Here is a 24,216-nt window from a genome sequence, read left to right as displayed (position 1 = left end):
CATGCCATCCCAACCGGACGAGAGTGCGGCACTGGCAATACAGACCCCCGCCATTAACGACCGCTCCCTCGCGGCCGGGTTGGCGTATGCCATGGGCAGCCGGGTTTCCGGGATGTCGTTCGACGCCGCCACCGGGCTGATGTTGGGCAAGGTCCGGGGAGGTGCCGACGTCCCCTACTCCACCACGGCCAAACTGGTGCGGAAAACGGGCGGCTGGAGCTGCACCGTGGGCGTCTGCAGCTGCCCCGTCCGCAAGGACTGCAAGCACGTGGCCGCGCTGCTGTTCGCCGCCGAGGACAACCCGGCCATCCGCGTCCAGCTCCTGGCCCCCGCTGAAGTTTCCCGGCTTTCCCGCCAACCCGTCAGCCTGGACCTGGCCGACTGGGAGCAGGCACTGAGCCCGCTCATTTCGCAGCCGGGCATCACCCAGTCCATCAGCGGCATCCCGCTGGCCCTCCAGTTCGAGATCGAGGAACCGGCGCCGCACTTCTCCTACACAGGCCGCCGCGACCCGCTCCGCAGCGTGCGCCAGCTCAAGGCCCGGCCCGTGATCATGGGCGCCAAAGGCAAGTGGATCCGCGGCGACGTCTCCTGGAACACCCTGAGCTACCTGAACTTCCGCCGCGAATGCAACGAGGCGCACATCGAGTGGATGCAGGCGTTCCTGGCCGCACACACCGCCGCCGCCAACCGGGTTCATAACTCCTCCGCGCTGTGGCTGGGGCTGAACACCTTCGCCGGGAAGAACATGTGGAGCCTGCTCACCGACGCCAAAAAGATCGGCCTCTCCCTGGTTCACAGCCGCGGCACTGAGCCGGTGCGGCTCGCGGAGTCCCCCGCCGCCGTCGGGCTTAATTTGAGCCGTTACGGTTCGCCTTCCGGTGACGCCGGCGATGTTGCCGCGGCCGCCCCGGACGTTGCTGCGAAAACAGCCGACGACGGCGGGCTGGAGCTCGCGCCCACCATCACCGTTGAGGGGGAAGACGTTGATCCGGCATCGGTGGGGACCATCGGCCGCCCCGCGCACGGCATCTTCATGACCACCGGGGGCGAGGCACTGCCCGGCGTTTCCGCGGATAATGTGATCACGCTGGCCCCGCTGGAAAACGGGCTGAGCGAGGAACTGCTGACTTTCGCGACCGCCGGCAGCACCCTGCACATTCCGGCGAAGGACGAGACGCGCTTCCTCACCGGCTTCTACCCGAAGCTGAAGCAGGCTGCCCGGGTCACGGCGACGGATGAGTCGGTGGCGCTGCCCGCCCTGGCCCTCCCGACCCTCTCCCTGCTGGCCAACTACGGCGCGGACCACCGGGTCCGGCTGCATTGGGAATGGCATTACAAGTCCGGACACCTGGTCACGGCCCAGCCGCTGTGGCGGCACCCCGGCGACCACGGCTACCGTGACGACGCCGCCGAGGCCCGCATCCTGGAGGGCATCGGCCAGCCGTGGAACATTGTTCCGGCCCTGGGCGAATCGGCCTCCGGCGGCTGGGGCACGCCGCGCCTGTCCGCGTCCGCCGAACTGAGCGGCCTGGACACGCTGGCCTTCACCGAGGACGTCCTGCCCGAGCTCCGGAACGCGCCGGACGTTTCAGTGGATACTGCCGGGGACATTGCCGACTACCGGGAGGCCGAGGAAGCGCCTGTCGTTTCCATCTCCACCAAGGCCACGGAACAGCGCGACTGGTTCGACCTTGGCATCCAGATTTCGCTCGAGGGCCAGCCGGTGTCGTTCGCGGCCGTGTTCTCCGCGCTGGCCGCGGGACAGACCAAAATGCTGCTGCCCAGCGGCGCGTACTTCTCGCTGGACCTCCCCGAACTGCACCAGCTGCGCGCCCTCATCGAAGAGGCCCGCTCGCTGCAGGACAACAAGGACGCCCCGCTGCAGATCAGCCGTTTCCAGGCCGGGCTCTGGGACGAGCTCGCGCAGCTGGGCATCGTGGATGAGCAGGCCGCCGCCTGGCGTGAGGCCGTGGGCGGGCTGCTCGAAGGCGGGATCAACGGGCTGCCGCTGCCTGCCTCGCTCAATGCGGAGCTGCGGCCCTACCAGCTGGAGGGCTTCAACTGGCTCAGCTTCCTGTACCGGCACAGCCTGGGCGGGATCCTCGCGGACGATATGGGCCTGGGTAAGACCGTGCAGGCACTCGCCCTGATGTGCGCCGCGAAGGAGCAGGCTGCCGAGCTGGCGGCGGCTGGCACCGCTTCGGGGACAGCAGACGGTGCGCCGGCTCAAGTAGCAGCGCCCGACGTTCCAGCGCCCGACGGCGGGACTCCCTTTTTGGTGGTGGCCCCCACCAGCGTCGTGGGCAACTGGGCGGCGGAAGCCGCACGCTTCGCTCCCGGCCTGACGGTCCGCATCGTGAGCGAAACCTTTGCCAAGAACAGCCAGGATGCGGCCGTTGAACTCGCCGGCGCGGACATCGTGATCACGTCCTACGCGCTGTTCCGGATCGACTATGATTCCTATGCCTCCAAGACCTGGGCGGGTCTGGTGCTGGATGAAGCCCAGTTCGTGAAGAACCACCAGTCGAAGGCCTACCAGTGCGCGCGGAAGCTGCCCGCGGCGTTCAAACTGGCCATCACGGGCACGCCGTTGGAGAACAACCTCATGGAGTTCTGGGCGCTGACGTCCATCGTGGCGCCGGGCCTGTTTTCGAGCCCCAAGCGGTTCGCCGAGTACTACCAAAAGCCGGTGGAAAAGAATGGCGACAAGGGGCAGCTGGACAAGCTCCGCCGCCGGGTCCGTCCGCTCATGATGCGCCGTACCAAGGACCAGGTCATCCAAGACCTGCCGCCCAAGCAGGAGCAGATCCTGGAGGTGGTGCTGAACCCGCGCCACCAGAAGGTCTACCAGACGCACCTGCAGCGTGAACGGCAGAAGATCCTGGGCCTGATCGAGGACGTGAACAAGAACCGGTTCACCATTTTCCAGTCGCTGACCCTGCTGCGTCAGCTCAGCCTTGACGCGTCGTTGGTGGATCCGTCGCTGTCCGGCGTCCGCTCCAGCAAACTGGACGTGCTGTTCGAGCAGCTGGAGGACCTGGTTGCTGAGGGCCACCGCGCGCTGATCTTCAGCCAGTTCACCGGCTTCCTGGGCAAGGTCCGCGAACGCCTTGTGGAGGAGAAGATCGAGTTCTGCTATCTCGACGGCGGCACCCGGAACCGCACCGACGTCGTCAACGAATTCAAGAACGGCAGCGCGCCGGTGTTCCTGATTTCGCTGAAAGCCGGCGGATTTGGCCTGAACCTGACCGAGGCCGACTACGTGTTCCTGCTGGATCCCTGGTGGAACCCGGCGTCCGAGGCACAGGCCGTGGACCGGACCCACCGGATCGGGCAGGCGCGCAACGTGATGGTGTACCGGCTGGTGGCGAAGGACACGATCGAGGAAAAGGTCATGGCCCTGAAGGCCCGGAAGTCGCAACTGTTCGCGGATGTGATGGAAGGCGACGCCCTGTCCAGCGGTTCGATCACGGCCGAGGACCTCGCGGGGCTCTTTAAGGACTGAGCGCGAACGGACACTTGGGGGCCTGGACGTCCCACGCCCTGCGCGAACGGATACTTAAGCCACTGCCGCCCTGTGCCTCACAACTATGCGCGAACTGGCTCGTTCATTGCCGAACCCTTTGAACCTCAAAATGTCGGTGCCTCCTGAGATGCTCGGACTATGGAAAGCACAGCAGCTACTCCGGGCACGGCCTTAAATGTCAGTGCCCCCTGCGATGCTTTGGGCATGGGAAGTAGAGCAGCTTGGGGTACGGAGTGCAGGGACGCCTTCGAGTCCGTCGCCGCGTCCGTGTCCGTGCTCGGCCGGATCGGATGCGGGTCCGACTCTGACGCGTGCGAACCTGATCCGCTGCGCCGCAGAGCCGAGGCCTGCCTGGACGGACTGGCTGAGGTCTCCCGAACGGAAGCCGCCACCGCGGCGTTGAAGGTCAGGCTGGCCGCCGAATACACTGACGCGGCACAGGCCCTGGCTGCACCGACCGTGGCGCCGCGGGAGAGCAGCGCCCAGGAAATGGCCGTGATCGCTGAGGTCGCCTGCGTCCTGACCGTAAGCGAACGCACCGCCGGGGCGCTCCTGGCCGAGGCGCACGAACTCACCACCAGCCTGCCGTTGACGATGTCCGCGCTGCAGGCCGGGACGATTTCCTGGCAGCATGCCCGGATCGTTGTGGACGAAACCACCAACCTCGACCCCGCCGGGGCGGCTGCTCTGGAGGCGCATTTCCTGGACCCTGACGCCCCGGATCCCGCCCGTGGGTGCCCGGCCGGGGAGCTCGTGCCGTCCCGGTTCCGCCACAAGGCCCGCACTTGGCGGGAACGGCACCACCCCGTCAGCATCGAAAAACGCCACGCCAAGGGAGCGCAGGATCGGCGGCTGGAGTATGCCCCGGACCGGGACGGCATGGCCTGGCTCTCCGCCTACCTCCCAGCGCATCAGGCCTCGGGGATCTGGGACCGCACCACCACTGCCGCGAGAGCCCTCCAAGGACCCGATGAGGACCGGACCCTCAGCCAACTCCGCGCCGACACCGCCGCCACCTGGCTCCTCGGCGGCAACACGGACAGCATCAGCGGCGGAACAATCGGCATCACGGGCGGAACCGGTGCCATCCTTGGCGGGCAATCCGTCGGTGTGGGCGGCGGTGTTCCGTCCCCGAGGGCGCAGGTGTTGGTCACGGTCCCGGTGCTTTCGCTGTTGGGTGTCACTGATGAACCGGCCACCCTGGACGGATACAGGCCGATCCCGCCGTCCATGGCCCGCCGTCTCGTCGCCGAAGGTGCCGAGTCCTTCCACCGAGTCCTGACAGACCCACGTGACGGCGCGCCGCTGGAAATCGGGCGGACCAGCTACCGCGTCACGAAAGCCCAACGCCAATGGCTCAGACTTCGCGACGGGAAATGCCCGTTCCCCGGCTGCAGCAACCACTCCCTCGACAACGAAGCCGACCACCTCCTCGCCTGGGCTCACGGCGGCGCCACCGGGATATCAAATCTCGGCCAGCCCTGCCCCAAACACCACCGGCTCCGCCACACCACCGGTTGGAAACCCACCACCGCCACCAAGAACGAACCACCCGGCTGGATATCACCCACCCGCCGGCACTACGCAGCGAACACCCCGACTGGGAACCACCCCACTGGCCACAGCCATGGCCAGACGCCGTCCTCCGTGCTGATCGGGCCGGATTCGAAGATCCCGGCGTACCGGAAGAGCACGGCGTCCCCGAAGAGCACGGCGTCCCCGAAGATCCACTTCCGGACTATCCGCTGCCGGAGGACCCGGATCCGGAGCTTCACCTCGTCGACCTCCAACTGCCCGATCATGAACTGCCCGACGAAGACCTCCCCGACAATGCGCTGCTCTACTATGCACTGTTCCCAGACGGCGCACTCCCGGACGGACCGTTGCCCGAAGACCCGTTCCCGAACTGGCAACTCGTCGTCAGCGCCTGATCCAGGCGCCCCACAAACCCAGGCCCCCACAACGCAGTGCGACCACGGAACCGTTGTTGGGTCCGTGGTCGCACTGAAACGCGTTCGGTCGTGGTGCAGGAGATAGACAAGCCCTTGCCTAGCTAGATAAGCCCCTGCGCAAGCATGGCGCCAGCAACCTTGACGAAGCACCGATGTTGGCGCCCAGCACGTAGTTGCCGGGGTCGCCGTACTCGTCCGCCGTTGACGCGCAGCGGTGGTGGATTCCCACCATGATCTCGGTGAGCCGCTGTTCGGTGTGCTCGAAGGACCAGGAATCGCGGCTGGCGTTCTGCTGCATCTCCAGCGCCGACGTCGCAACGCCGCCTACGTTGGCGGCCTTGCCCGGCCCGAACAGCACACCGGAATCCTGGAACACCGAGACAGCGTCACGGGTGGAGCGCATGTTGGAGCCTTCGCCGACGGCGACCAGGCCGTCGCGGACCAACCGCGCGGCAGCATCGACGTCGAGCTCGTTCTGCGTGGCGCACGGCTCGCCACCGTTGAGTCGACGTCCCACACCGATCCGGCTTTCCTCCGACCTGCCCGCCGCACGCGAAGTGGCCTCACGCCTCGAAGCCGGCCTGTCTGGATCAACAAGCACGGCGCCGTTGACCCGCGCGTCCCGTTCGGCGGAGCCAAGCAGTCCGGCTACGGCCTGGATTTCGGCGTCGAAGGCCTCAAGACCCGGGGCGTACCGCAGGTCATCAACGGCTGACCGGCTGCTGGAGCCAGGGCCTTGTGGGTGTTTGGCCCAGCTTGTCATTGAATTCCTGGGCTTCCCGGTAGTAATCCAGCAGGCTCAGCTGGGATGCGGCACCGGGGTCCAGGATGACAACTGCCCGGCGGAGCAGCTGCAGCACCGACGCGGGGCAGTGGGCGCTGACCGGCCCTTCCACCATGGTCTGGACAGCGGCGGCCTTGTTCTCCCCCATCGCCACCAGCACTGCCAGTTTGGCTTCGCGGATGGTCCCGAGACCCTGCGTCAGGCAGAGCCGCGGAACATTGCCGTCGGAAAAGAACCGCGCGTTGTCGGCCCGCGTGGCCCCGGCGAGGGTCTTCACCCTCGTGCGGGAAGACAGTGACGACGTCGGCTCGTTGAAGCCGATGTGGCCGTTGGCGCCGATGCCCAGGATCTGGATGTCCACACCCCCCGCAGCGGTGATGGCTGCGTCATAGCGGTCAGTCTCGGCCACCAGGTCCGGCGCGTCTCCCTTCGGGGTAAAGAGCCGTTCCAGGGGCAGGTCCACGTGGTTAACGAACTCCCGACGGATGGTGGAGTAGTACGACTGCTCGTGTTCCGGCGGCAGACCCGCGTATTCGTCCAGCGTGAAGCCGGTGACCTGGCTGAAGCTGAGTTGTTCCCCGCGGTGCCGCCGGATGAGCTCCTGGTAGGTGGATCGCGGGGAGCCGCCGGTGGCCAGCCCCAGCACGGCAGGACCCTGGCGGACCCTGGCCTCGATGATGTCCGCCGCCCGGGCTCCTACGTGATCGACGGACTCACACAGAACTATCTGCACGGTCATTCCTTTCCTGCGTTTGTGGTGTGCCGGCGCGGTAGGCCTGCACGAGTTCAAGTTCTTCGGTGGTCACCAGCACGTCCGCCCGGTAACCCTGGGCAATGCCACCCACCCGGTTGGGGCCAGGCCGATCCAGGCCCATCAGCCGCGCCGGAGTGGAGGATGCCGCCATGACGGCATCGGCCAGGGGAACGCCCCACTCAACGCAGCGGCGGACGTTCTCCAGCAGGTGGCTCGTCGCGCCGGCGATCGCCCCGGGACCGGCGTCGGCGGTGCCGGCCAGCCGTGCCACACGGTCCTGGACCAGCACGTCCAGGCTGCCGAGAGTGTAGTGGCCGTCGGACATGCCCGCCGCTGCCATCGCATCCGTAATGAGCGCAATGGAGCGGGGTCCCACCAGCCCGAAGACCATGCGGACGATCTCCGGGTCCAGGTGCACGCCGTCGGCAATCAGTTCCAGCACCATCTGCCCGGGTGACTGCTCGGCCGCCTGCAGCAGGACCGCGATGGGTCCGGGCGTGCGATGGCCGAGCGGGGGCATCCGGTTGAACAGGTGCGTGGCCGACCACGGGCCGCCAACCCCACCGTGTACACCGCCCAGGACTTCCCGGGTGCGGGAAGCCGTAGCGGCGGTGTGGCCAAGGGAAGGCACGACGCCGTGTTCCCGGCAGAGCTGCACCAGCTCGGCAAAGTGCGGGGTTTCGGGGGCAAGAGTCAGTGACCGCACGGTCCCGCGTCCCGCCTCAAGCCACTGCTGCAGGAGCGCCGGGTCGCCGTCGATGATGGCTGCCGGGTCCTGGGCCCCGCACATGCTTTTGGTGATGAACGGCCCTTCCAGGTGCAGGCCGGCCAGGGTGCCGTCCTGCACCAGGTCCCGCAGCACAGCGATCTGTTCGAGCAGCACCTGCGACGGCGCTGAGACGAGCGAGGCGAGCACCGACGTCGTGCCCTGCGCTGCGTGGTGGCCGGCAGCCAGGCGCGCGCCGTCCGCATCCGCGGAGAATGTGCTCCCCACGGCACCGTGGCAGTGCACGTCCACGAGTCCGGGCAGGATGAGCGGCACTCGCCGGATGTCGATGCCGATACCCGCCGGCAGGTCCGCCGTCGGGCCGCACCACACGATGTTCCCTCCGGCCATCACCACGGTGCCGTCGTCGATAACTTCGTCACCCGGGCGGCCGGTAGCCAGGCGGCCCCGCAGCCCCACCCCGCCGTCGGCGTCCAGGGTCACCGGCCGGTCAGCTGACATCGGCTTTGGCCATTGAGCCGTTCTCGTCGTTTTCATCCTCGCGGCCCATGGTGCGCAGGTTCCAGCGACGGATCACAAAGCGGAACACCACGTAGTAGACGGCGGCGTAGACCAGACCGATGGGGATCAGCCACAGCGGATTCTGTGCGATGCCGAAGTTCAGGACGTAGTCGATGGCTCCTGCTGAGAACCCGAACCCGTGATGGATGCCCAGGAAGTTGACCAGCATCATGGACGTCCCGGTCAGGAAGGCGTGGACGATGTACAGCGGCCAGGCGACGAACATAAACGAGAACTCGAGCGGTTCGGTGATCCCGGTGAGGAAGGCCGTGAGTCCGGTGGAGAGCATCACGCCGCCCACGATCTTCTTCTGCGACGGCTTGGCTTCCTGCCAGATGGCGAGGGCGGCAGCCGGCAGAGCGAACATCATAATGGGGAAGAAGCCGGTCATAAAGACCCCAGCGGTGGGGTCCCCGGCGAAGAACCGGTTCAGGTCGCCGTGGGCGCCGTCGTAGTCGCCGATGATGAACCAGACGATGGAGTTCAGGATGTGGTGCAGGCCCAGCGGAATGAGCAGCCGGTTGAGGGTGCCATAGACCCCGCTGCCCACCACGGTGTTGTCCGCAACCGTGTTGCCCACGGCAGTCAGCCCGGTGTTGAACAGCGGATACAGCAGCGCCATGGCCACGCCGATCACGATCGCGGCGAAGGACGTCAGGATGGGTACAAGGCGGCGGCCCGCGAAGAAGCCCAGCCAGTCCGGCAGGGTGGTGCGGTGGAAACGCTGCCACAGCAACGCCGTCGTCAGGCCCATCACAATGCCGGCCAGCACGCCGTAATTGATGACGGGATCCTTGCCGCCCTCCGGGGCGGCTCCCAACACCAGCGGGGCCATGACCTTGAAGACGTTGGTCAGGACCAGGTATCCGACGACGGCGGCAAGGGCCGTGGATCCGTCACCCTTTTTGGCGAAACCAAAGGAGATGCCGACGGCGAAGAGCAGCGGCAGGTTCTCGAACAGGGCGCCGCCGGCGGCGCCGATGACCTGGGCGACGGTGGTCAAGGATTCGAAGCTGCCGAGCAGGTCGTCCTGGCCCAGGCGCAGAAGGAGCGCAGCCGCGGGGAGGGCGGCGATGGGGAGCATAAGGCTGCGGCCGAAGCGCTGCATGTTCTGCAGCGCTTTTCCGCTGCCCTTGCCCTTGCCCGGGGCCGGGGCGGCCAGGGGGCCGGTCCCGGCGGATGCTGATGGGTTTTCCGTGGTCATGATGTTCCTCGTCTCGAAGAGGGCGGTGCTTGTGCGGGGATGCTTGATTCAGTAGAGTCTAGCTAACTGGTTATAACCAGTGACAACCATCACTGTGAAGGGCGCCGGCCTCAGTTGTCAACCTCAAGCTGTAAAAAGCTTCTGGACTCGGCGTCATTCACCGCGAACCAACTCCAGGAGTGGACATGTCCAAAGCAGAAATCATCCTCGCCGCCCTTGGCGGCGCCGACAACGTGGAAGAAATCGAAGGGTGCATCACACGCCTTCGCACCGAGGTGGTGGACTCCTCCCGCGTTGACGAGGCCGCCCTCAAGGCCGCGGGTGCCCACGGCGTCATGATGTCCGGCACGGTGGTCCAGGTGGTTGTGGGTCCGGAAGCCGAAAGCCTCGCCGAAGACATCCAGGACCTGATGTGAGCACGCCTGACGTGAGCACGGAAGCACCGGCCCAGCTCATCAGCGTTGTCTCCCCCCTGCCGGGCCGGCTCATTCCCCTGAACGAGGTGCCGGACCCCGTGTTCGCCAAGGGGCTTGTAGGCGGCGGCGTTGCCGTAGTTCCCGACGATGACGCCGGCGTCCTCACTGCCGTCGCACCGCTGGACGGCCGGGTCATCAAGGTCATGCCGCACGCCTACATCGTCCAGCACGCGTCCGGGCCCGCATTGCTGGTCCACGTCGGTATCGACACCGTCGGGCTGAAGGGCGAAGGCTTCACCGTGATCGCGCAAAAGGGCGACCAGGTCCGTGCCGGTGATCCCATGATCACCGTGGACGTCACATTGGTCCGCTCAAAGGACCTGAGCATGTGTAGTCCCGTGGTGATCCTGGACAGCTCGGCGGACGCCATCGAGCCTCCGGCCTCCGGCGGCCGCGTGGAAGCAGGCGGCCACCTGTTCAAAATTCCCGGAAAATAGGAGATATGGAAACGGCAGGGGAACTAAAACACGTCTGGGTCCGCAGGCAACTCCAGCATCTGGTCGCCACCACAATGCGGCCCGGGGACGCCCTGCTGGGTGAGCGGCAACTGGAGGAGCAGTTCGGCGTCTCCCGCATCACGGTGCGCCGGGCGATCTCGGACCTGGTCCAGGACGGCGCACTGGTGCGGATCAAGGGGAAGGGCACGTTCGTCTCCCACGGGCTGGTGCGTTCCACCCTGCACCTGGCCTCGTTCAACGAGGACATGCGGGCAGCCGGATTCGAACCCAGCACACGGGTCATCAACGCCTCCACGGCAGTGCCGCCGGCGGCGGCCGCCGATCACCTCGGCCTGGCGCCCGGGGAAGCGGCCTATCGCGTCCGCAGGCTGCGGCTCGCGAACGGCGCGCCCGTCAGTGTGGACGAATCGTGGCTGCCGCCCGCGCTGGTCCCCGGGCTGCTCTCGGAAGACCTGACGGGATCCCTATACCGGGCTCTTGGCGCCGCGGGGCACCCGGTGCAGCATGCGGAACAGACCGTCGAGGCCGCCGCCGCCCCTGACGAGACCGCCGCGTTGCTGGACATCGAACCCGGGTCACCCGTCCTGCTCTTCCGGCGCCGTTCGTTCACCGGCCAGGAGGACCCTGGCACGCCCATCGAATACGCCGTCTCAACGTACCGCTCCGACCGGTACCAGGTGTCCATGCGGCTGGGCGTGGGCTAAGCCAAGACTGCTGCTGGTCCCCCCGATAGGTTGTCTCCATGCATGAGTCCGTCGATGTGGACGAAGCGGCCCGGCAGCATGTTCCCAGCACCTTCAGACGGTGACGTTCTCCGGATTCTCGCCCGCCGCCGTCGGCCTCCTCACGGAGGTGGCTTTCAAGCTCGACGACGGCGTGACGCTTGCGCCGCACCAATACGTCTGGCTCCGCGTCACCCCGCCCTCTGATTCCTCAACTGGGTAGCGCTATCTGTCGTTTTGGACGCCTCAAAGCGACAGATAGCGCTACCCAGTTGGGCGGGTGGGCACCTGACGTGAAAGCATACGGACCATGGCCCAGAAGATTGCGTACCAGGGTGAGCCCGGCGCCAACTCCAATATCGCGTGCATGCAGATGTTCCCCCAGCTGGAAAGCGTTCCGTGCGCCAGCTTTGAGGACGCCTTCGAGCTGGTCGCCAGCGGTGAAGCGGAGCTGGCCATGATTCCGATTGAGAACTCGATCGCTGGCCGGGTGGCGGACATCCACATTCTGCTTCCCCAGTCGCACCTGCAGATCGTGGGCGAGTTTTTCCTGCCCATCCACTTCGACCTGCTGGGCATTCCGGGCAGCACCATCGAGGCGGCTACAGAGGTCCACAGCCACATCCACGCCCTGGGCCAGTGCCGCCGCCTGATCCGTGAGGCAGGGCTGCGTCCAGTCATTGCCGGGGACACCGCCGGCTCCGCCCGGGAGGTCCGGGAGTGGAACGATCCCACCAAGCTGTCCCTCGCTCCCCCACTAGCGGCCGAGATCTACGGCCTCGAGGTGCTGGCGTCGCGGGTCGAGGATGACCCGTCCAACACCACGCGCTTTGTGGTGCTGGCGCGGGAAAAGGAACTGCCCATCCGGGAAGAACTGCCCGGACCGGCGGTGACAAGCTTTGTGTTCCGTGTCCGGAACGTCCCTTCCGCACTGTTCAAGGCGCTGGGCGGGTTCGCCACGAACGGCGTGAACATGACGCGGCTGGAGAGCTACATGGTGGGCGACGAATTCGCCGCCACGATGTTCATGGTGGACGTCGAAGGACACCCCGAGGACCTGCCGTTGCGCCTTGCCCTTGAGGAGCTGGATTTCTTCACCACCGAAGTACGCATCCTGGGCGTCTATGCCGCCGCCGAGTTCCGGACCGCGCAGACAGTCACTGCCTGATCCCTGGCCGCATCACTCCTTGGCGCGGCCGCCCGCGCTGTCGCCTTCATCCGCAGGCTGAAGCGATAATGAAGACGCGCCAGTTAACCCTGGACCCGTGGCCCTCGATTAGTTCTGCGGGAGCCTTGCTGAGTTCCTGGCTGGAGACGGGAGTGCGGTTCTGGAAGTCGGGGCCGTTCTGCCGCCGAGCTGGGTACGTGGGATCAGCTTTCTTCGGTGGTCCGTCCGGAGCGTGCCGCGCGTCTTCTTGTTCAGCCATGAAATCCCATGCTAGTCCACGGCCCGAAACCGAGTCAGCGAAATGGGGCCAGCGGACCGATGCCCCGCCGGTCATGCCTCCTTGGGCAGCTCCCCCTTCTCACGGACCGGCAGGAGGGGAGCGAAAAACGCGGCGAGTTCCGCCGTCGCACCCAAAGGCAGGACGTTGGCCACGTACTGGTCCGGCCGCACCACCACCACCACGCCGCCGCGGTCCAGGCCGCGGAGCTCGAAGATGTCAGCTGCGGGATCGGTGGCGTAGACCTTCTCGTAGTCCGTCAGCTGGAACGGCCCGACTGACGGCTTGAACGCCGCCGGAACGGCACCGATATCAACGTTTGTGTGGTCTTGCTGGTAGATGATCTTCACGTCGAACCACGTGTCACGGTCAGCGCCCGACGGCGTCGCGGCAAGCGGCGATTCAGGCGAGTTCGCGATCCACTCGGCGAAGTCGACGACGGACGACGGCGCCGCCTGCTGCCCCGCCGTCGGTTGTTCTGTCGTTGGTTGTCCCACCGTCGGCGGTCCTGCATCCTGTCGTCCCGCCGTCGGCCGTCCCGATTGGGGTGCTGCCGCGTCGGCGAAGACGTAGATGCGCCACCGGCCGTCCGCCGTGGCGTGGTGGCCGAGATGCATCGGGTTGGCGTCGCACACCCGCACCACGGGCGCGGACTTGAACCGCTTCCCGATGGGGAAGCCGGCGGCCAGATCGTGGTGCACCGGTTCTGCGGTGACCATGGACGTCGTGTATTGGGTCATGAAGCCGGCGGGAAACTCGGCCGTCCGCACGTAGAACTCCTCGAGTTCGGAGGGGTTTTCGAACTCTTCGGGTTTCTTCGCCATCATGGTGGACCACACCTTGTCGAAGTCGATGAGGTTCTTCGCGACGACCTGGCGCTCGGCCGAGTACGTGGCCAGCAAGCTTGCGGGGCTACGGCCCTCAAGTACATGTCCAAGCTTCCAGCCCAGGTTGAAGCCGTCCTGCAGGGAGACGTTCATGCCCTGGCCGGCCTTGGCGCTGTGCGTGTGGCAGGCGTCGCCGGTGATGAACACTCGCGGTGTGCGCGTGCCGCGCTGGTCCGGCAGGACGTCGTCGAACCTGTCCGTGAGGCGGTGGGCCACCTCATACACGCTGTGCCACGCGACGTTGCGGACGTCCAGGGTATAGGGGTGCAGGATGGTGTTCGCGTGGCCGATGATCTGCTCGACGGTGGTGCTGCGCACGGCGCCGTGGTCGTCCGCCGGGACCTCGCCAAGGTCAACGTACATACGGAAAAGGTGGCCGCCTTCTCGCGGGATCAGCAGGATGCTGCCGCCCGCACCGGACTGGATGGCGCATTTTGTGCGGATGTCGGGGAAGTCGGTGACAGCGAGGACGTCCATCACGCCCCACGCGTGATGGGCCTGGTCGCCGGCCATGGTGCAGCCGATCGATTCGCGCACCTTGCTGCGTGCGCCGTCCGCGCCGACGACGTACTTGGCCCGGACAACCCGCTCCTGGCCCTCGTTTGTGCCGGCGGTGTGAACGAACGTCACCGTGACGGGGTAGTCGCCGTCGCCGACCTCGAGGCTGCGGAACTCATACCCGTAGTCGGGCGACATCCGCGCTGGCGCATTGGCCATGTACTCGGCGAAGTAGTCCAGCACGCGGGCTTGGTTGACGATGAGGTGCGGGAACTCGCTGATGCCTGTGGGGTCGTCCAGCGTGCGGGCGGCGCGGGCGATGCGGGAGTGGTCTGCGGGGTCAGGCTTCCAGAACGCCATCTCGGTGATGTGGTAGGCCTCGGCAATGATCCGCTCGGCGAAGCCGAAGGCCTGGAAAGTCTCGACGCTTCGGGCCTGGATGCCGTCTGCCTGGCCGATGACGAGCCTCCCGGCGCGGCGCTCCACGATCCGCGTGGTGACGGCGGGGAACCGGGAAAGCTGGGCCGCGGTGAGCATGCCCGCGGGGCCGGTGCCCACGATGAGCACGTCCACTTCGTCGGGAAGCTCGGCGGGCCGGTCCAGACCGACGCCGGCGGCTGGCTGGACCCGCGGGTCACCGGATACGTAACCGTGGTGGTGGAACTGCACGGGCTTTCCTCACTTCGTTGTGTGGCTGGCAGCATTTGAGTTCGATAATAGAACTTGACGTTCTATATATGAATCATAACCTGAAGTGGAATTCTACGCGGCCGTGATGCAAGCCACAACCAGCCCCTGGGACCGCGCGCCGGGGCAGACGCCGTCGGATTCTGCTCCATCATTCGACGGCGCCGTGCGAACACCCTTGGAACTCGGGCCCTGACGAGCGGTCAGGACTGGATGATTGAGCAGAATCGGTCGCGTATAAGGATCTCGATGACAGGCTCGATCACCGGAGCCGCTACCCCATCGCCGGCGCTACCGACGTTCCGGAGCTGAACTGGCGGCGGGCCCAGCGGGCGAGTTTTTTGCCTTTGCCCTTCCACCAGTTGTCTTCGTCCTTGTCATGGTGCAGGCGGAAGATGATGGCCACCAACACAAACATCGACATGCTTACGTCCATCCAGGACCAGGCCAGCGCGTCGATCAGCACGCTCATTCCGGAGGCGATGATGGATGGCACCGCCAGCGTCCGGAAGACCGTGCTGGCCACGTAGCGCCGGTGCGACCTCGGCACGGACAGCGCCCGCACCATGTCAAAGCACACGCAAACCACCACGACGGTCTGCCCGATGGCAAGCAGGATCAGCCCAACGCTGGACCCTGCGAACATAACGACTGATGAACCGAACACGCGAAAACCCCCAGAGGCTCGAACCTGCGCTGTGAGACCCAGCTGCAGTTCCATTCAAGCCAGGGGAGGCGGTCCGGTCACGAGTAGTGAGTACTCTAATTTCCCAGCGCCCGGGGGCGCCAGACCACCACGGCCTGGGACCGCGCGCGGGGGCGCTGGCCGCGGGCCAGGCTCACCACATCGCCGGCGGCACCGGCCGCGAAGATCCGCGAATCAAGGGGATCACGACGGCGGCCCAGCTCCTCGGTCAGCTCGCTCACCCTGCGCTGCAGCGCGGCCACCTGGTTCCCAAGCTCAAGAATCCGTTTGATGCCTTCGAGCGACACGCCTTCGTGGGACAGCCGCTGGACTTCTCGCAGCATGTTGATGTCCCGCTGCGAGTAGCGGCGCGACTTACCCGGCGCCCGGCTGGGCGAGACAATGCCCAGCCGGTCATACTGCCGGAGCGTCTGCGGGTGCATATCCGCCAGTTCAGCCGCGACTGAGATCACAAAGATCGGCTGGTCGGCGCTGATTTCCACGGTCTGCTCCGTTGCTTAGAGCCGGGCCTTGGCGGCCAGGCCTTCACGGACATCGGCGTCAGCGGTGGCTTCGGCAAAGGCCTTCACGGCTGCTTCGGCTTCCTTGTTCAGGTTCTTCGGAACCGCGACGTCGATGGTCACCAGGAGATCGCCGGTGACTTTGGAGGTCTTCACGCCGTGGCCTTTGACCCGGAGTGTGCGCCCCGACGGTGTGCCGGCCGGAACGCGGACCTTGACTGTCTCGCCGTCGATGGTGGGGACCTGGATGTCGGCGCCCAATGCAGCTTCCGGGAAGGTGACCGGGACATGGATCCGGAGGTTGTCGCCGTCGCGCGTGTAAAACTCGTGGGGCTTGACGGACACGGCCACCATCAGGTCGCCGTTGCCCGCCGGGGACGGCTGGCCCTTGCCGCGGACGCGCACCTTCTGGCCGTCCTTGATGCCGGCGGGTACGCGGACGTCGATGACGTCGCCGCTGGGTTCGCGCAGGCCGATGGTGGTGCCGCGGATCGAGCCGGAGAAGGAGATGCTGGTTGTGGCGGTGCGGTCGGCGCCCTTCTGGGGTGCGCGCTGGAAGCCGGGCTGTCCACCGAAGCCGCCGCCGCCGAAGAGGTCGGCGAACTCGGGCGGGATACCGCCGGACGTGTTGAACCCGCCGGGCTGACGCCCTGCGCCGCCGGTGAACAGCCCGCCGAACATGTCCTCGAAGCCGCCGTTGCCGCCGCCGGCCCCACCGGGAGCGAACCTGGCGCCGCCGCCCATGGCACGGATGGCGTCATACTGCTGGCGCTCGTCCGCATCCGAGAGCACCGAATAGGCCTCGGAGATGTCCTTGAATTTCTTCTCCGACGCAACGTTCCCCGAGTTTGTGTCCGGGTGGTGCTGGCGGGCAAGTTTCCGGTACGCCTTCTTGATGTCGGCGTCGGAAGCGTCCTTGGCGATACCAAGGATCGCGTAAAAGTCCTTGTCCACCCAATCCTGGCTAGCCAATGGCGTTTCCTTTCAAATCTCTGTGCCGAGATGGCAGTTCGCGGCAATGTTCTTGCGAAACACTGCCGCGAACTGCCATCTCGATGGGGTAATGCTAGGCCGGGACAGCCACAATCACCTGTGCGGCGCGGAGCACGCGGTCCCCTGACCGGTAGCCGGAGCGGAGCACCTGGCTGACGGTGTCAACCTCGATGTCCTCGCCCGGCTGCTGGATGAGGGCCTCGTGGATCGTGGGATCGAACTCCACTCCGGTCTCATCAATGCGGACCAGGCCGTACGTCTTCAGCGCGTTCTCCAGTTTCGTGGCGATCGCGGCGAACGGGCCGTCGGTCAGGTCACCGTGCTGGCGGGCAGCGTCGACGTCGTCAAGTACCGGAAGCACAGAGTTCAGGACGCCGATGACGGCCATCTCCCCTGCCACGGCCCGGTCGCGCTCAACGCGCTTGCGGTAGTTGACATATTCAGCCTGGAGGCGAAGGAGATCGTTCTTCAGCTCGGCGGCCTCAGCCTGTCCTGCACCCTGTACCACCGATTCCTCAGCCGGCACCTCGATGCCGTTGAGGATTTCCTCGGCCTGGGCGAGTGCATCGCCGTCGCTGTCCACAGGCTCGCTCACCGGGGACTCGCCCTTCGGCGCGTCAGCGTGCTTCTCGCCCTCCGGGTGCCGGGCCTGCCCGGTCACCGGATCAACCTTGCGGTTGTCCCGGATAACCGGCTCCTGGCTCGCGGATGAGTTGTGCTCTTCCTCGTTACCGTGGTGCGGCATGGCTACTTCTTCGCTTCGTCTTCGTCGATGATCTCGGCGTCGACGATATCCTCATCAGCAGCCTTATCCCCACCGGCGGGAGCACCCTCAGCGCCTGCTGCACCCGTGGCACCGTCCGGCGAACCGGCCTGGGCGTAGATGGCCTCGCCGAGCTTGGTCTGGGAAGCCTGGAGCTTCTCGAACGCGGTCTTCACGGCTGCGTCATCGGTGCCTTCAAGGGCCTTCTTCAGCTCGTCGACGTCGGCCTGGACCTCGGTCTTGACCTCTTCAGGCAGCTTGTCGGCGTTGTCGGCGATCAGCTTGTCCACGGAGTAGGCGAGCTGCTCGGCGGTGTTGCGGGTGTCGGTTGCCTCGCGGCGGGCCTTGTCCTCGGCTGCGTGCTCCTCGGCGTCCTTGACCATGCGCTCAATGTCTTCCTTGGAGAGCGCGGTGCCGCCGGTGATGGTCATGGACTGTTCCTTGCCGGTGCCCTTGTCCTTCGCGGAGACGTGGACGATGCCGTTGGCGTCGATGTCGAAAGTGACCTCGACCTGCGGGACGCCGCGCGGAGCCGGCGCGATGCCGGTCAGCTCGAACGTGCCCAGCGGCTTGTTGTCGCGGGTGAACTCGCGCTCGCCCTGGAAGACCTGGATGGCCACGGACGGCTGGTTGTCATCAGCCGTGGTGAACGTCTCGGACCGCTTGGTGGGGATGGCGGTGTTGCGCTCGATCAGGTGCGTCATCACGCCACCCTTGGTTTCGATGCCCAGGGACAGCGGGGTGACGTCGATCAGCAGGACGTCCTTGCGCTCGCCCTTCAGAACGCCGGCCTGGAGTGCTGCGCCAACGGCTACAACTTCATCCGGGTTGACGCCCTTGTTCGGCTCCTTGCCGCCGGCCAGTTCCTTGACCAGGTCGTAGACAGCGGGCATACGGGTGGATCCACCGACGAGGACGATGTGGTCGATCTCGGAGAGCTTGATGCCGGCTTCCTTGATGACATCGTGGAACGGCTTCTTGGTGCGCTCCAGCAGGTCCTTGGTGAGGTCCTGGAACTTGGCGCGGGTCAGCTGCTCGTCCAGGTGGACCGGGCCGTCGGGGGTGACGGAGAGGTACTGGAGCGAAACGTTGGTGCTGCTGGAAGAAGAGAGTTCCTTCTTGGCCTGCTCAGCGGCTTCACGGAGGCGCTGCAGGGCGATCTTGTCCTTGGACAGGTCGATGCCCTTGACCTTGAGCTGGTTCAGCAGGTAATCCACAACGCGCTGGTCCCAGTCGTCGCCGCCGAGGCGGTTGTCGCCTGCGGTGGAGCGGACCTGGATGGTGGAGAAGTTGTCTTCGTCCTTGCCGACTTCGAGCAGGGAGACGTCGAACGTTCCGCCGCCGAGGTCGAAGACCAGGATGAGTTCGTCTTCCTTGCCCTTGTCCAGGCCGTAGGCCAGTGCTGCCGCGGTGGGCTCGTTGACAATGCGCAGGACGTTGAGGCCCGCGATTTCGCCGGCTTCCTTGGTGGCCTGGCGCTCGGCGTCGTTGAAGTAGGCCGGAACGGTGATCACGGCGTCGGTGACCTTCTCGCCGAGGTAGGACTCGGCGTCGTTCTTCAGCTTCATGAGCACACGGGCGGAGATTTCCTGCGCGGTGTACTTCTTGTCATCGATGCCAACGGACCAGTCAGTGCCCATGTGGCGCTTGACGGAGGCGATGGTGCGGTCGATGTTGTTGACGGCCTGGCGCTTGGCGATCTCGCCAACCAGGACTTCGCCGGACTTGGAGAATGCAACGACGGACGGCGTGGTGCGGCCGCCCTCGGCGTTGGCAATAACGGCGGGCTCGCCACCTTCGAGAACGGAGACGACGGAGTTGGTGGTTCCGAGGTCGATACCTACTGCACGTGACATGTGTTGCTTCCTTCTTTTCCTTGGAAACTTGCTGGCGCTCGAGTGTTGAGCGTTCTGCACTCAACTTTACTCAGGGCGCAGGCGATGTCAATCCAAAGTTGAGCGGAGTCCGCTCAACTTTGGATTCTTAGGCCACGGTACCCTCTGGAGACCCCCCGGATTTCCGGGGTTTTTATGCCGAAATTCCGCTTCCCCGGCAGTAGTTCGCTGTGCGTGAACGGCCGTTACGGGTTCTTGTCTTCGTCCACTTCCACCTCGCGCGCACTGTCCACAGAGCCGGCCTCGCCGTAGTCGCCTTCCGGATAGTCGCCTTCCTCGGGCTGGTTCTCTGCGCCGCCCACAATGCCGGCCTCGCCGTAGTCGCCTTCTTCATACTGGCCACCTTCACCCTCCAGCCCGGGTTCGGTGCTTCCCTTGCGGCGGTCTTCTTCAGGTGCGGTGTTCTCACTCATGACGTGATCTCTCCTTTGAGTTCCGCGTCCATCCGGGCGCATTTGGAGTCTACTCAGTCGGAGGCGTGTGAAACAGGGGTCGCGGCAGGCGCCGGAGTGTTCTGCGGGTACCCGTCAGGCGCCAAGCCCGGCCATTCCCGCCAGGACGGCGAGATGGTGCTCGAAGAGTTCGTCGCGGGCGAGGAAGGTGTCCGCTCCGTATTGGCCAAAGACCTCGAAGCTCACGGCCCCGAAGAGCGACGTCCACACGAGGGCACCGCTCGCCAGGAGTTCGTCCGGCATGGCAAGCCCGAGTTCGTTGCGGATCGCTTCCAGATCGGCGGACAAGGCAGAAGGTACGACGGCGGTGCGCGCCGCCGCGGTCAGCGCACCTGCCCGGTGGGCGCCGTCAAGAATGCCGATCAGGCGGTAGATCACGCGCGTTCCGGGGGGTGTGGTCTGGCCCGCGGGGGCCCGGTAACCCGGCACCGGACTGCCAAACAGGAGTCCGTAGCGCGCCGGTTCCCGCAGCGCCCACGTCCTGACGGCCCGGCCGAGCGCCTTGAACCTGCCATCGAAATCTCGCTCCGGCACCGCCTTCACCGCGGCGTCCACGGCGTCGCCAAGCTCGCCATAGGCGTCCACCAGGAGCAGCGTGAGGAGCTCGTCACGGTTGGCCACGTAACGGTAGACGGCGGAGGAGACCACGCCGAGGTCCCTTGCCACGGCGCGGAGGGACAGGGCTGCCGCGCCCTGCGTTGCCAGGTGCTCCCTGCCGAGCCGGACGATGTCAGCAATGGTCTGGGCCCGTGCGCGCTCCCGCGGTGTCCGAAGGGTGGTTTCCGCGTCCGAGGCAGGGTCATTCATTGGTCCAGCATGGCACAAGCCAGAGCAGTGTCAACAATTGAGAGCACTGCTCTTGACAAGCCTTCGGCCGAGGCGCACGCTTACTAGAGAGCACTGCTCTCTAGTAGAATTCCTTGAGGAGAATCATGAACGATGTCTACGTTGTTACCGGGGCCGGCCCCGCGGGTTGGACGGTCACAGAGCGCCTCGCGGAGCAGGGGAAAAACGTCAGGATCCTCACCCGTTCCGGCAGCGGCCCCGACCATCCGCTGGTGGAGCGCGTGAAAGCGGACGTCCAGGATACCGCCCAACTGCGGGACGCCTTCGCGGGCGCCACGGCCGTCTTTCACTGCATCCACGGCTCCTCCTACACCGTGGATGCATGGCAGGCGGAACTGCCAGCGGCCGAGCAAACGGTGCTGGCCGCAGCAAGCGAGGCGGGCGCCGTCGTCGTCTTCCCCGAAAGCCTTTACTCGTACAGCGAACCGCACCGGGCTATGACAGAGGCGGGTCCGCGGGCTGCCGAGGGCGGCAAGCGGGGTGTCCGGACCAAACTCCTGGCGGCGCGGGACGCCTCTCCTGCCAACACTGTCAGCGTGGTTGCCGGCGATTTCTTTGGCCCACGCGTGCGAACCTCGCATGCCGGCGAGCGTGTGGTCCCCGCCGTGCTGGCCGGCAAGAAATTGTGGGTCATCGGGAGCGCCGACCAGCCCCATTCCTTCACGTACGTCCCGGACCTGGCCGCGGCGATGATCCATGCCGCGAAGACGCCGTCGCTGTGGAACAAGGTGTGGCACGCGCCAACGGGTCCGGCAGTCACGCAGCGGCAGCTGGCCACAGCGTTCACCGAGGCAGGCGGAGTACAGGCGCCGAAGGTGGGAGCCGTGCCGGGCTGGGCGCTCCGGGCCATGGGTGTGTTCTCGAAGGATGTCCGGGAGATAACAGAAATGCTCTATCAGTTCGAGAAGCCGTTTGTCATGGACTCCGCCGCCAGTGAGGCCGTGTTTAGCCTACGGCCGACACCCCTGCCCGAGGCGGCCGCGGCCACGGTGGCCTGGTGGCGCGCGCAGGGGTGAGGCCGGCCTACCGGCGGCCGGCGCCCTCCGTCTCGGACACAAGGGCTTCGCCGGAGTCCTGCAGCACCGTTGCATCCAGCTCCGGCCGGCTCAGCCTTCCGGGCCACCAGATGCGCGGGCCGATGTCGTACGCCAGTGCGGGGACCAGCAGCGAGCGCACCAGGACGGTGTCCAGCAGCACGCCGAATGCCACAATGAAGGCGAGCTGCACCAGGAACATGATGGGGATGACGCCCAGGGCGGCGAACGTGGCGGCGAGCACCACGCCGGCCGAAGTGATAACGCCGCCGGTGACGCCGAGTCCGCGCAGGATGCCCGGCCGGGTCCCGTGCTTCAGCGACTCCTCCCGCACCCGGCTCATCAGGAAGATGTTGTAGTCCACGCCCAGGGCAACCAGGAACACAAACCCGAACAACGGCACGGTGGCGTCAGCGCCCGGGAAACCCAGCAGGTTGTTGAAGACCAGGGCCGAGACGCCCATGGCCGCGCCGTACGACAACACCACGGAGAGCACCAGCAGGACCGGGGCCACCACGGAGCGCAGCAGGAGCATCAGGATGAGCAGGATGACCGCCAGGACTATGGGGATGATGATCACCAGGTCGCGCTGGGCGGTGGTGTTGGTGTCCAGGGCCGTGGCGGTCATCCCGCCTACCAATGCGCCGGCGTCGACCGTTTTTACGTCCTCGCGCAGCACCTTGACCGCATCCTCCGCCTCAATGGAATCTGCGGCGTAGTCGAGCGTGGCGTTGATCAGCACTTTGCCGTCGTGGACGTCCGGCGCGCTGGGAGTGCTGGATGCTCCGGGGGCTGCCGGTCCGCTGGAAATTAGCGGCACCCCGCCTTCAGCCAGGAGATACGCGTCCACCACGCCGTCGGCCGCTTTGACTTTTGCCAGCACTTCATCGGCTTTGCTTTCGTCCGCAATTACGACGGCGGGGCTGCCGCTGCCGGCGTCGAAATGCCGCGCCAGCGCGTCCTGGCCGTCCACCGCATTGGAGGCCGTGAGGATGACGTCGGTCTGCGGCACGCCGTTGGCCTTCAGCTGCAGCACGCCGGCCGAAGCCACCAGCAAGAGGAGGACCGCCGCGACCCAGACCGTGCGCGGACGGCGGGAGACCAGCGAACACGTGGCCCGCCAGATGCCCTTCTGCCCCTCCATGCCGGTGACCAGCTCGGGCTCACGCTCGCCTGCCGGAACCAGTTTGGGGCGGAACGGCCAGAACGCGGCCCTGCCCAAGAGGGCCATCAGGGCGGGCAGGAGGGTCAGGGCAGCGAAGAGCGCGCAAAGAATGCCCGCCGCCGCAACTGGACCCAAAGCCCTGTTGGAGTTCAGGTCGGAGAACAGCAGGCAGAGCAAGGCGATGATGACGGTGGCGCCGGACGCCAGGATGGGTTCGAAAGACGCTTTCCACGCGGTCAGCACGGCTTCGGCCCGGTTGCGCGTGTGGGTCAGGGCTTCGCGGAACCGCGCCACGTACAGCAGGGCATAGTCCGTTGCCGCGCCGATCACCAGGATGGACAGGATGCCCTGGCTCTGGCCGCTCAGCTGGATCCAGCCGAGCTTGGCCATGCCGAATACCAGCAGGATGGCGGCGCAGAGGGCAAAGACCGAGGTGAGCAGCACGGCGAGGGGCAGGAGGAGTGAACGGTAGACGATCAGCAGGATCAGGAAGACCGCGCCGAGGGCCACCAGTAGCAGGATGCCGTCGATGCCGGCGAAGGCGCTGACCAGGTCTGCGGTCAGGCCAGCAGGTCCGGTGACGAAGGTCTGCATACCTTCGGGTGCGGATTCGCTAAGGAAGTTCCTCAACTCCTGGACGGATTCCTTCAGCCCATCGGAGGACCCGATCGGGGCGATGAACTGGACCGCTTTCCCATCCTCCGACGGGATGGGACCGATCACGGTGCTGCCCGGCTCAAGGCCCTCCAGCCCGGTCTTCAGGGCTGCCAGGTCGCCAAGCTCCGCGGGGCTGATGGCGGCGTGGTTCTCGATGACGATGACCGCCGGCACTTCGTCTGAATCGCGGAACTTCGCCTGCCAGTCCTGCGCTGCCGTGGCTTCGGCGCTGGCCGGAAGGAAGGACGTCTGGTCATTCGAGGAGACCTCGTCGAGCCGGCCGAACGTGGGTCCGCCCACGCCGGCGATGGCAAGCCACGTGAGTACCAGCAAAACAGGAACGAGCCAGCGCAGCCAGAACGGAACCCTCGCGCTGTGTCGGGGACTGGATTTCATGATTCCTGCTTCGCTTGGGGTGGCCGCGGTACACTTATTTCCATCCTAGAGTATCTCCACCATGGAGATAAATACTTTGGCTGAGTTTCGAGTGCGGAATCCGTACAATCGGCATCGCTGCAGTA

21 protein-coding genes and 2 pseudogenes are annotated in these 24,216 nt (G+C 66.1%); 9 read left to right on the top strand and 14 right to left on the bottom strand.

The window, feature by feature from the left end; all coding sequences use genetic code 11:
- Position 1 precedes the first annotated feature (1 nt).
- Together AC50YA_RS12875 and AC50YA_RS12870 are read left to right on the top strand one after the other, a co-directional pair.
- Complete coding sequence (locus AC50YA_RS12875) at positions 2-3,508, top strand: DEAD/DEAH box helicase (RefSeq protein WP_494982659.1); 3,507 nt, start codon at positions 2-4, stop codon at positions 3,506-3,508.
- A gap of 225 nt (positions 3,509-3,733) precedes the next feature.
- Positions 3,734-5,460 (top strand): annotated as a pseudogene (locus AC50YA_RS12870) (HNH endonuclease signature motif containing protein).
- A gap of 118 nt (positions 5,461-5,578) precedes the next feature.
- On the opposite strand, the gene AC50YA_RS12865 reads toward AC50YA_RS12870, so the two are convergent.
- Positions 5,579-5,998 carry a hypothetical protein gene (locus AC50YA_RS12865; protein WP_494982658.1) on the bottom strand — a complete coding sequence of 140 codons (420 nt, stop codon included), beginning with the start codon at positions 5,996-5,998 and terminating at the stop codon, positions 5,579-5,581.
- 13 nt (positions 5,999-6,011) lie between these two features.
- On the opposite strand from AC50YA_RS12865, the pseudogene AC50YA_RS12860 reads away from it, so the two are divergent.
- Positions 6,012-6,196, top strand: a pseudogene (locus tag AC50YA_RS12860) (aldehyde dehydrogenase family protein); the annotation flags it as partial.
- Here AC50YA_RS12860 and nagB read toward each other — a convergent pair.
- Genes nagB through AC50YA_RS12845 form a run of 3 tightly spaced genes read right to left on the bottom strand, consistent with a single transcriptional unit; the run spans position 6,186 to position 9,511 of the window.
- A complete protein-coding gene (gene nagB / locus AC50YA_RS12855; RefSeq protein ID WP_494982657.1) occupies positions 6,186-6,998 on the bottom strand; it encodes a glucosamine-6-phosphate deaminase in 813 nt (270 codons plus the stop codon). The pseudogene AC50YA_RS12860 and the gene nagB sit on opposite strands and share 11 nt — an antisense overlap.
- Entirely contained in the window at positions 6,979-8,247 is a 1,269-nt protein-coding gene (locus tag AC50YA_RS12850) for an N-acetylglucosamine-6-phosphate deacetylase (RefSeq protein ID WP_494982656.1), read from the bottom strand. The genes nagB and AC50YA_RS12850 overlap by 20 nt, the downstream gene beginning before the upstream one ends.
- Positions 8,237-9,511, bottom strand: a complete 1,275-nt coding sequence (locus AC50YA_RS12845; RefSeq protein ID WP_494982655.1) for a PTS transporter subunit EIIC — start codon at positions 9,509-9,511, stop codon at positions 8,237-8,239. Before AC50YA_RS12845 ends, AC50YA_RS12850 begins: the two co-directional genes overlap by 11 nt.
- Positions 9,512-9,696: 185 nt before the next feature.
- Between AC50YA_RS12845 and AC50YA_RS12840 the strand changes: the two genes are divergently transcribed.
- The 5 genes from AC50YA_RS12840 to AC50YA_RS12820 all read left to right on the top strand — a co-directional run bounded on the left by AC50YA_RS12840 (position 9,697) and on the right by AC50YA_RS12820 (position 12,335).
- A complete protein-coding gene (locus AC50YA_RS12840) occupies positions 9,697-9,927 on the top strand; it encodes a PTS sugar transporter subunit IIB (RefSeq protein WP_058930899.1) in 231 nt (76 codons plus the stop codon).
- A complete protein-coding gene (locus AC50YA_RS12835) occupies positions 9,924-10,424 on the top strand; it encodes a PTS sugar transporter subunit IIA (protein WP_494982654.1) in 501 nt (166 codons plus the stop codon). Before AC50YA_RS12840 ends, AC50YA_RS12835 begins: the two co-directional genes overlap by 4 nt.
- A 5-nt stretch (positions 10,425-10,429) precedes the next feature.
- Entirely contained in the window at positions 10,430-11,149 is a 720-nt protein-coding gene (locus tag AC50YA_RS12830) for a GntR family transcriptional regulator (RefSeq protein ID WP_494982653.1), read from the top strand.
- A gap of 100 nt (positions 11,150-11,249) precedes the next feature.
- Positions 11,250-11,390 (top strand): hypothetical protein, encoded by a 141-nt coding sequence (locus AC50YA_RS12825; RefSeq protein WP_494982652.1) that lies wholly within the window; start codon positions 11,250-11,252, stop codon positions 11,388-11,390.
- Positions 11,391-11,477: 87 nt separating this feature from the next.
- The gene (locus AC50YA_RS12820; protein WP_494982651.1) at positions 11,478-12,335 is read left to right on the top strand and encodes a prephenate dehydratase; all 858 of its coding nucleotides are present in this window, start codon (positions 11,478-11,480) and stop codon (positions 12,333-12,335) included.
- Positions 12,336-12,381: 46 nt separating this feature from the next.
- On the opposite strand, the gene AC50YA_RS12815 is transcribed toward AC50YA_RS12820, so the two are convergent.
- The 9 genes from AC50YA_RS12815 to AC50YA_RS12775 all read right to left on the bottom strand — a co-directional run bounded on the left by AC50YA_RS12815 (position 12,382) and on the right by AC50YA_RS12775 (position 20,800).
- Complete coding sequence (locus AC50YA_RS12815) at positions 12,382-12,594, bottom strand: hypothetical protein (RefSeq protein ID WP_494982650.1); 213 nt, start codon at positions 12,592-12,594, stop codon at positions 12,382-12,384.
- A gap of 71 nt (positions 12,595-12,665) precedes the next feature.
- Positions 12,666-14,666: an FAD-binding monooxygenase gene (locus AC50YA_RS12810; RefSeq protein ID WP_494982649.1), complete on the bottom strand. Its 2,001-nt coding sequence runs from the start codon at positions 14,664-14,666 to the stop codon at positions 12,666-12,668.
- A 292-nt stretch (positions 14,667-14,958) separates the two neighbouring features.
- On the bottom strand, positions 14,959-15,330 hold the full coding sequence (locus AC50YA_RS12805) for a hypothetical protein (protein WP_494982713.1): 372 nt from the start codon (positions 15,328-15,330) through the stop codon (positions 14,959-14,961).
- 116 nt (positions 15,331-15,446) lie between these two features.
- Entirely contained in the window at positions 15,447-15,872 is a 426-nt protein-coding gene (locus AC50YA_RS12800; RefSeq protein WP_494982648.1) for a heat shock protein transcriptional repressor HspR, read from the bottom strand.
- A gap of 15 nt (positions 15,873-15,887) precedes the next feature.
- The gene (locus tag AC50YA_RS12795) at positions 15,888-16,862 is read right to left on the bottom strand and encodes a DnaJ C-terminal domain-containing protein (protein WP_494982647.1); all 975 of its coding nucleotides are present in this window, start codon (positions 16,860-16,862) and stop codon (positions 15,888-15,890) included.
- Positions 16,863-16,956: 94 nt separating this feature from the next.
- A complete protein-coding gene (locus tag AC50YA_RS12790; RefSeq protein WP_494982646.1) occupies positions 16,957-17,628 on the bottom strand; it encodes a nucleotide exchange factor GrpE in 672 nt (223 codons plus the stop codon).
- Between the two features lie 2 nt (positions 17,629-17,630).
- Entirely contained in the window at positions 17,631-19,502 is a 1,872-nt protein-coding gene (dnaK, locus tag AC50YA_RS12785; RefSeq protein ID WP_494982645.1) for a molecular chaperone DnaK, read from the bottom strand.
- A 224-nt stretch (positions 19,503-19,726) separates the two neighbouring features.
- Positions 19,727-19,954: a hypothetical protein gene (locus tag AC50YA_RS12780; protein ID WP_494982644.1), complete on the bottom strand. Its 228-nt coding sequence runs from the start codon at positions 19,952-19,954 to the stop codon at positions 19,727-19,729.
- Between the two features lie 114 nt (positions 19,955-20,068).
- Complete coding sequence (locus AC50YA_RS12775; protein ID WP_494982643.1) at positions 20,069-20,800, bottom strand: TetR/AcrR family transcriptional regulator; 732 nt, start codon at positions 20,798-20,800, stop codon at positions 20,069-20,071.
- Between the two features lie 125 nt (positions 20,801-20,925).
- On the opposite strand from AC50YA_RS12775, the gene AC50YA_RS12770 reads away from it, so the two are divergent.
- Positions 20,926-21,855, top strand: a complete 930-nt coding sequence (locus AC50YA_RS12770; RefSeq protein WP_494982642.1) for an NAD-dependent epimerase/dehydratase family protein — start codon at positions 20,926-20,928, stop codon at positions 21,853-21,855.
- Between the two features lie 7 nt (positions 21,856-21,862).
- Here AC50YA_RS12770 and AC50YA_RS12765 read toward each other — a convergent pair whose 3' ends face one another.
- Positions 21,863-24,091: an MMPL family transporter gene (locus tag AC50YA_RS12765; protein WP_494982641.1), complete on the bottom strand. Its 2,229-nt coding sequence runs from the start codon at positions 24,089-24,091 to the stop codon at positions 21,863-21,865.
- Positions 24,092-24,216 lie beyond the last annotated feature (125 nt).

The organism is Pseudarthrobacter sp. RHLT3-21 (assembly GCF_059383495.1).
Note: the sequence above shows the minus strand (reverse complement) of the source record. Positions and strands in the feature narration are given on the sequence as shown.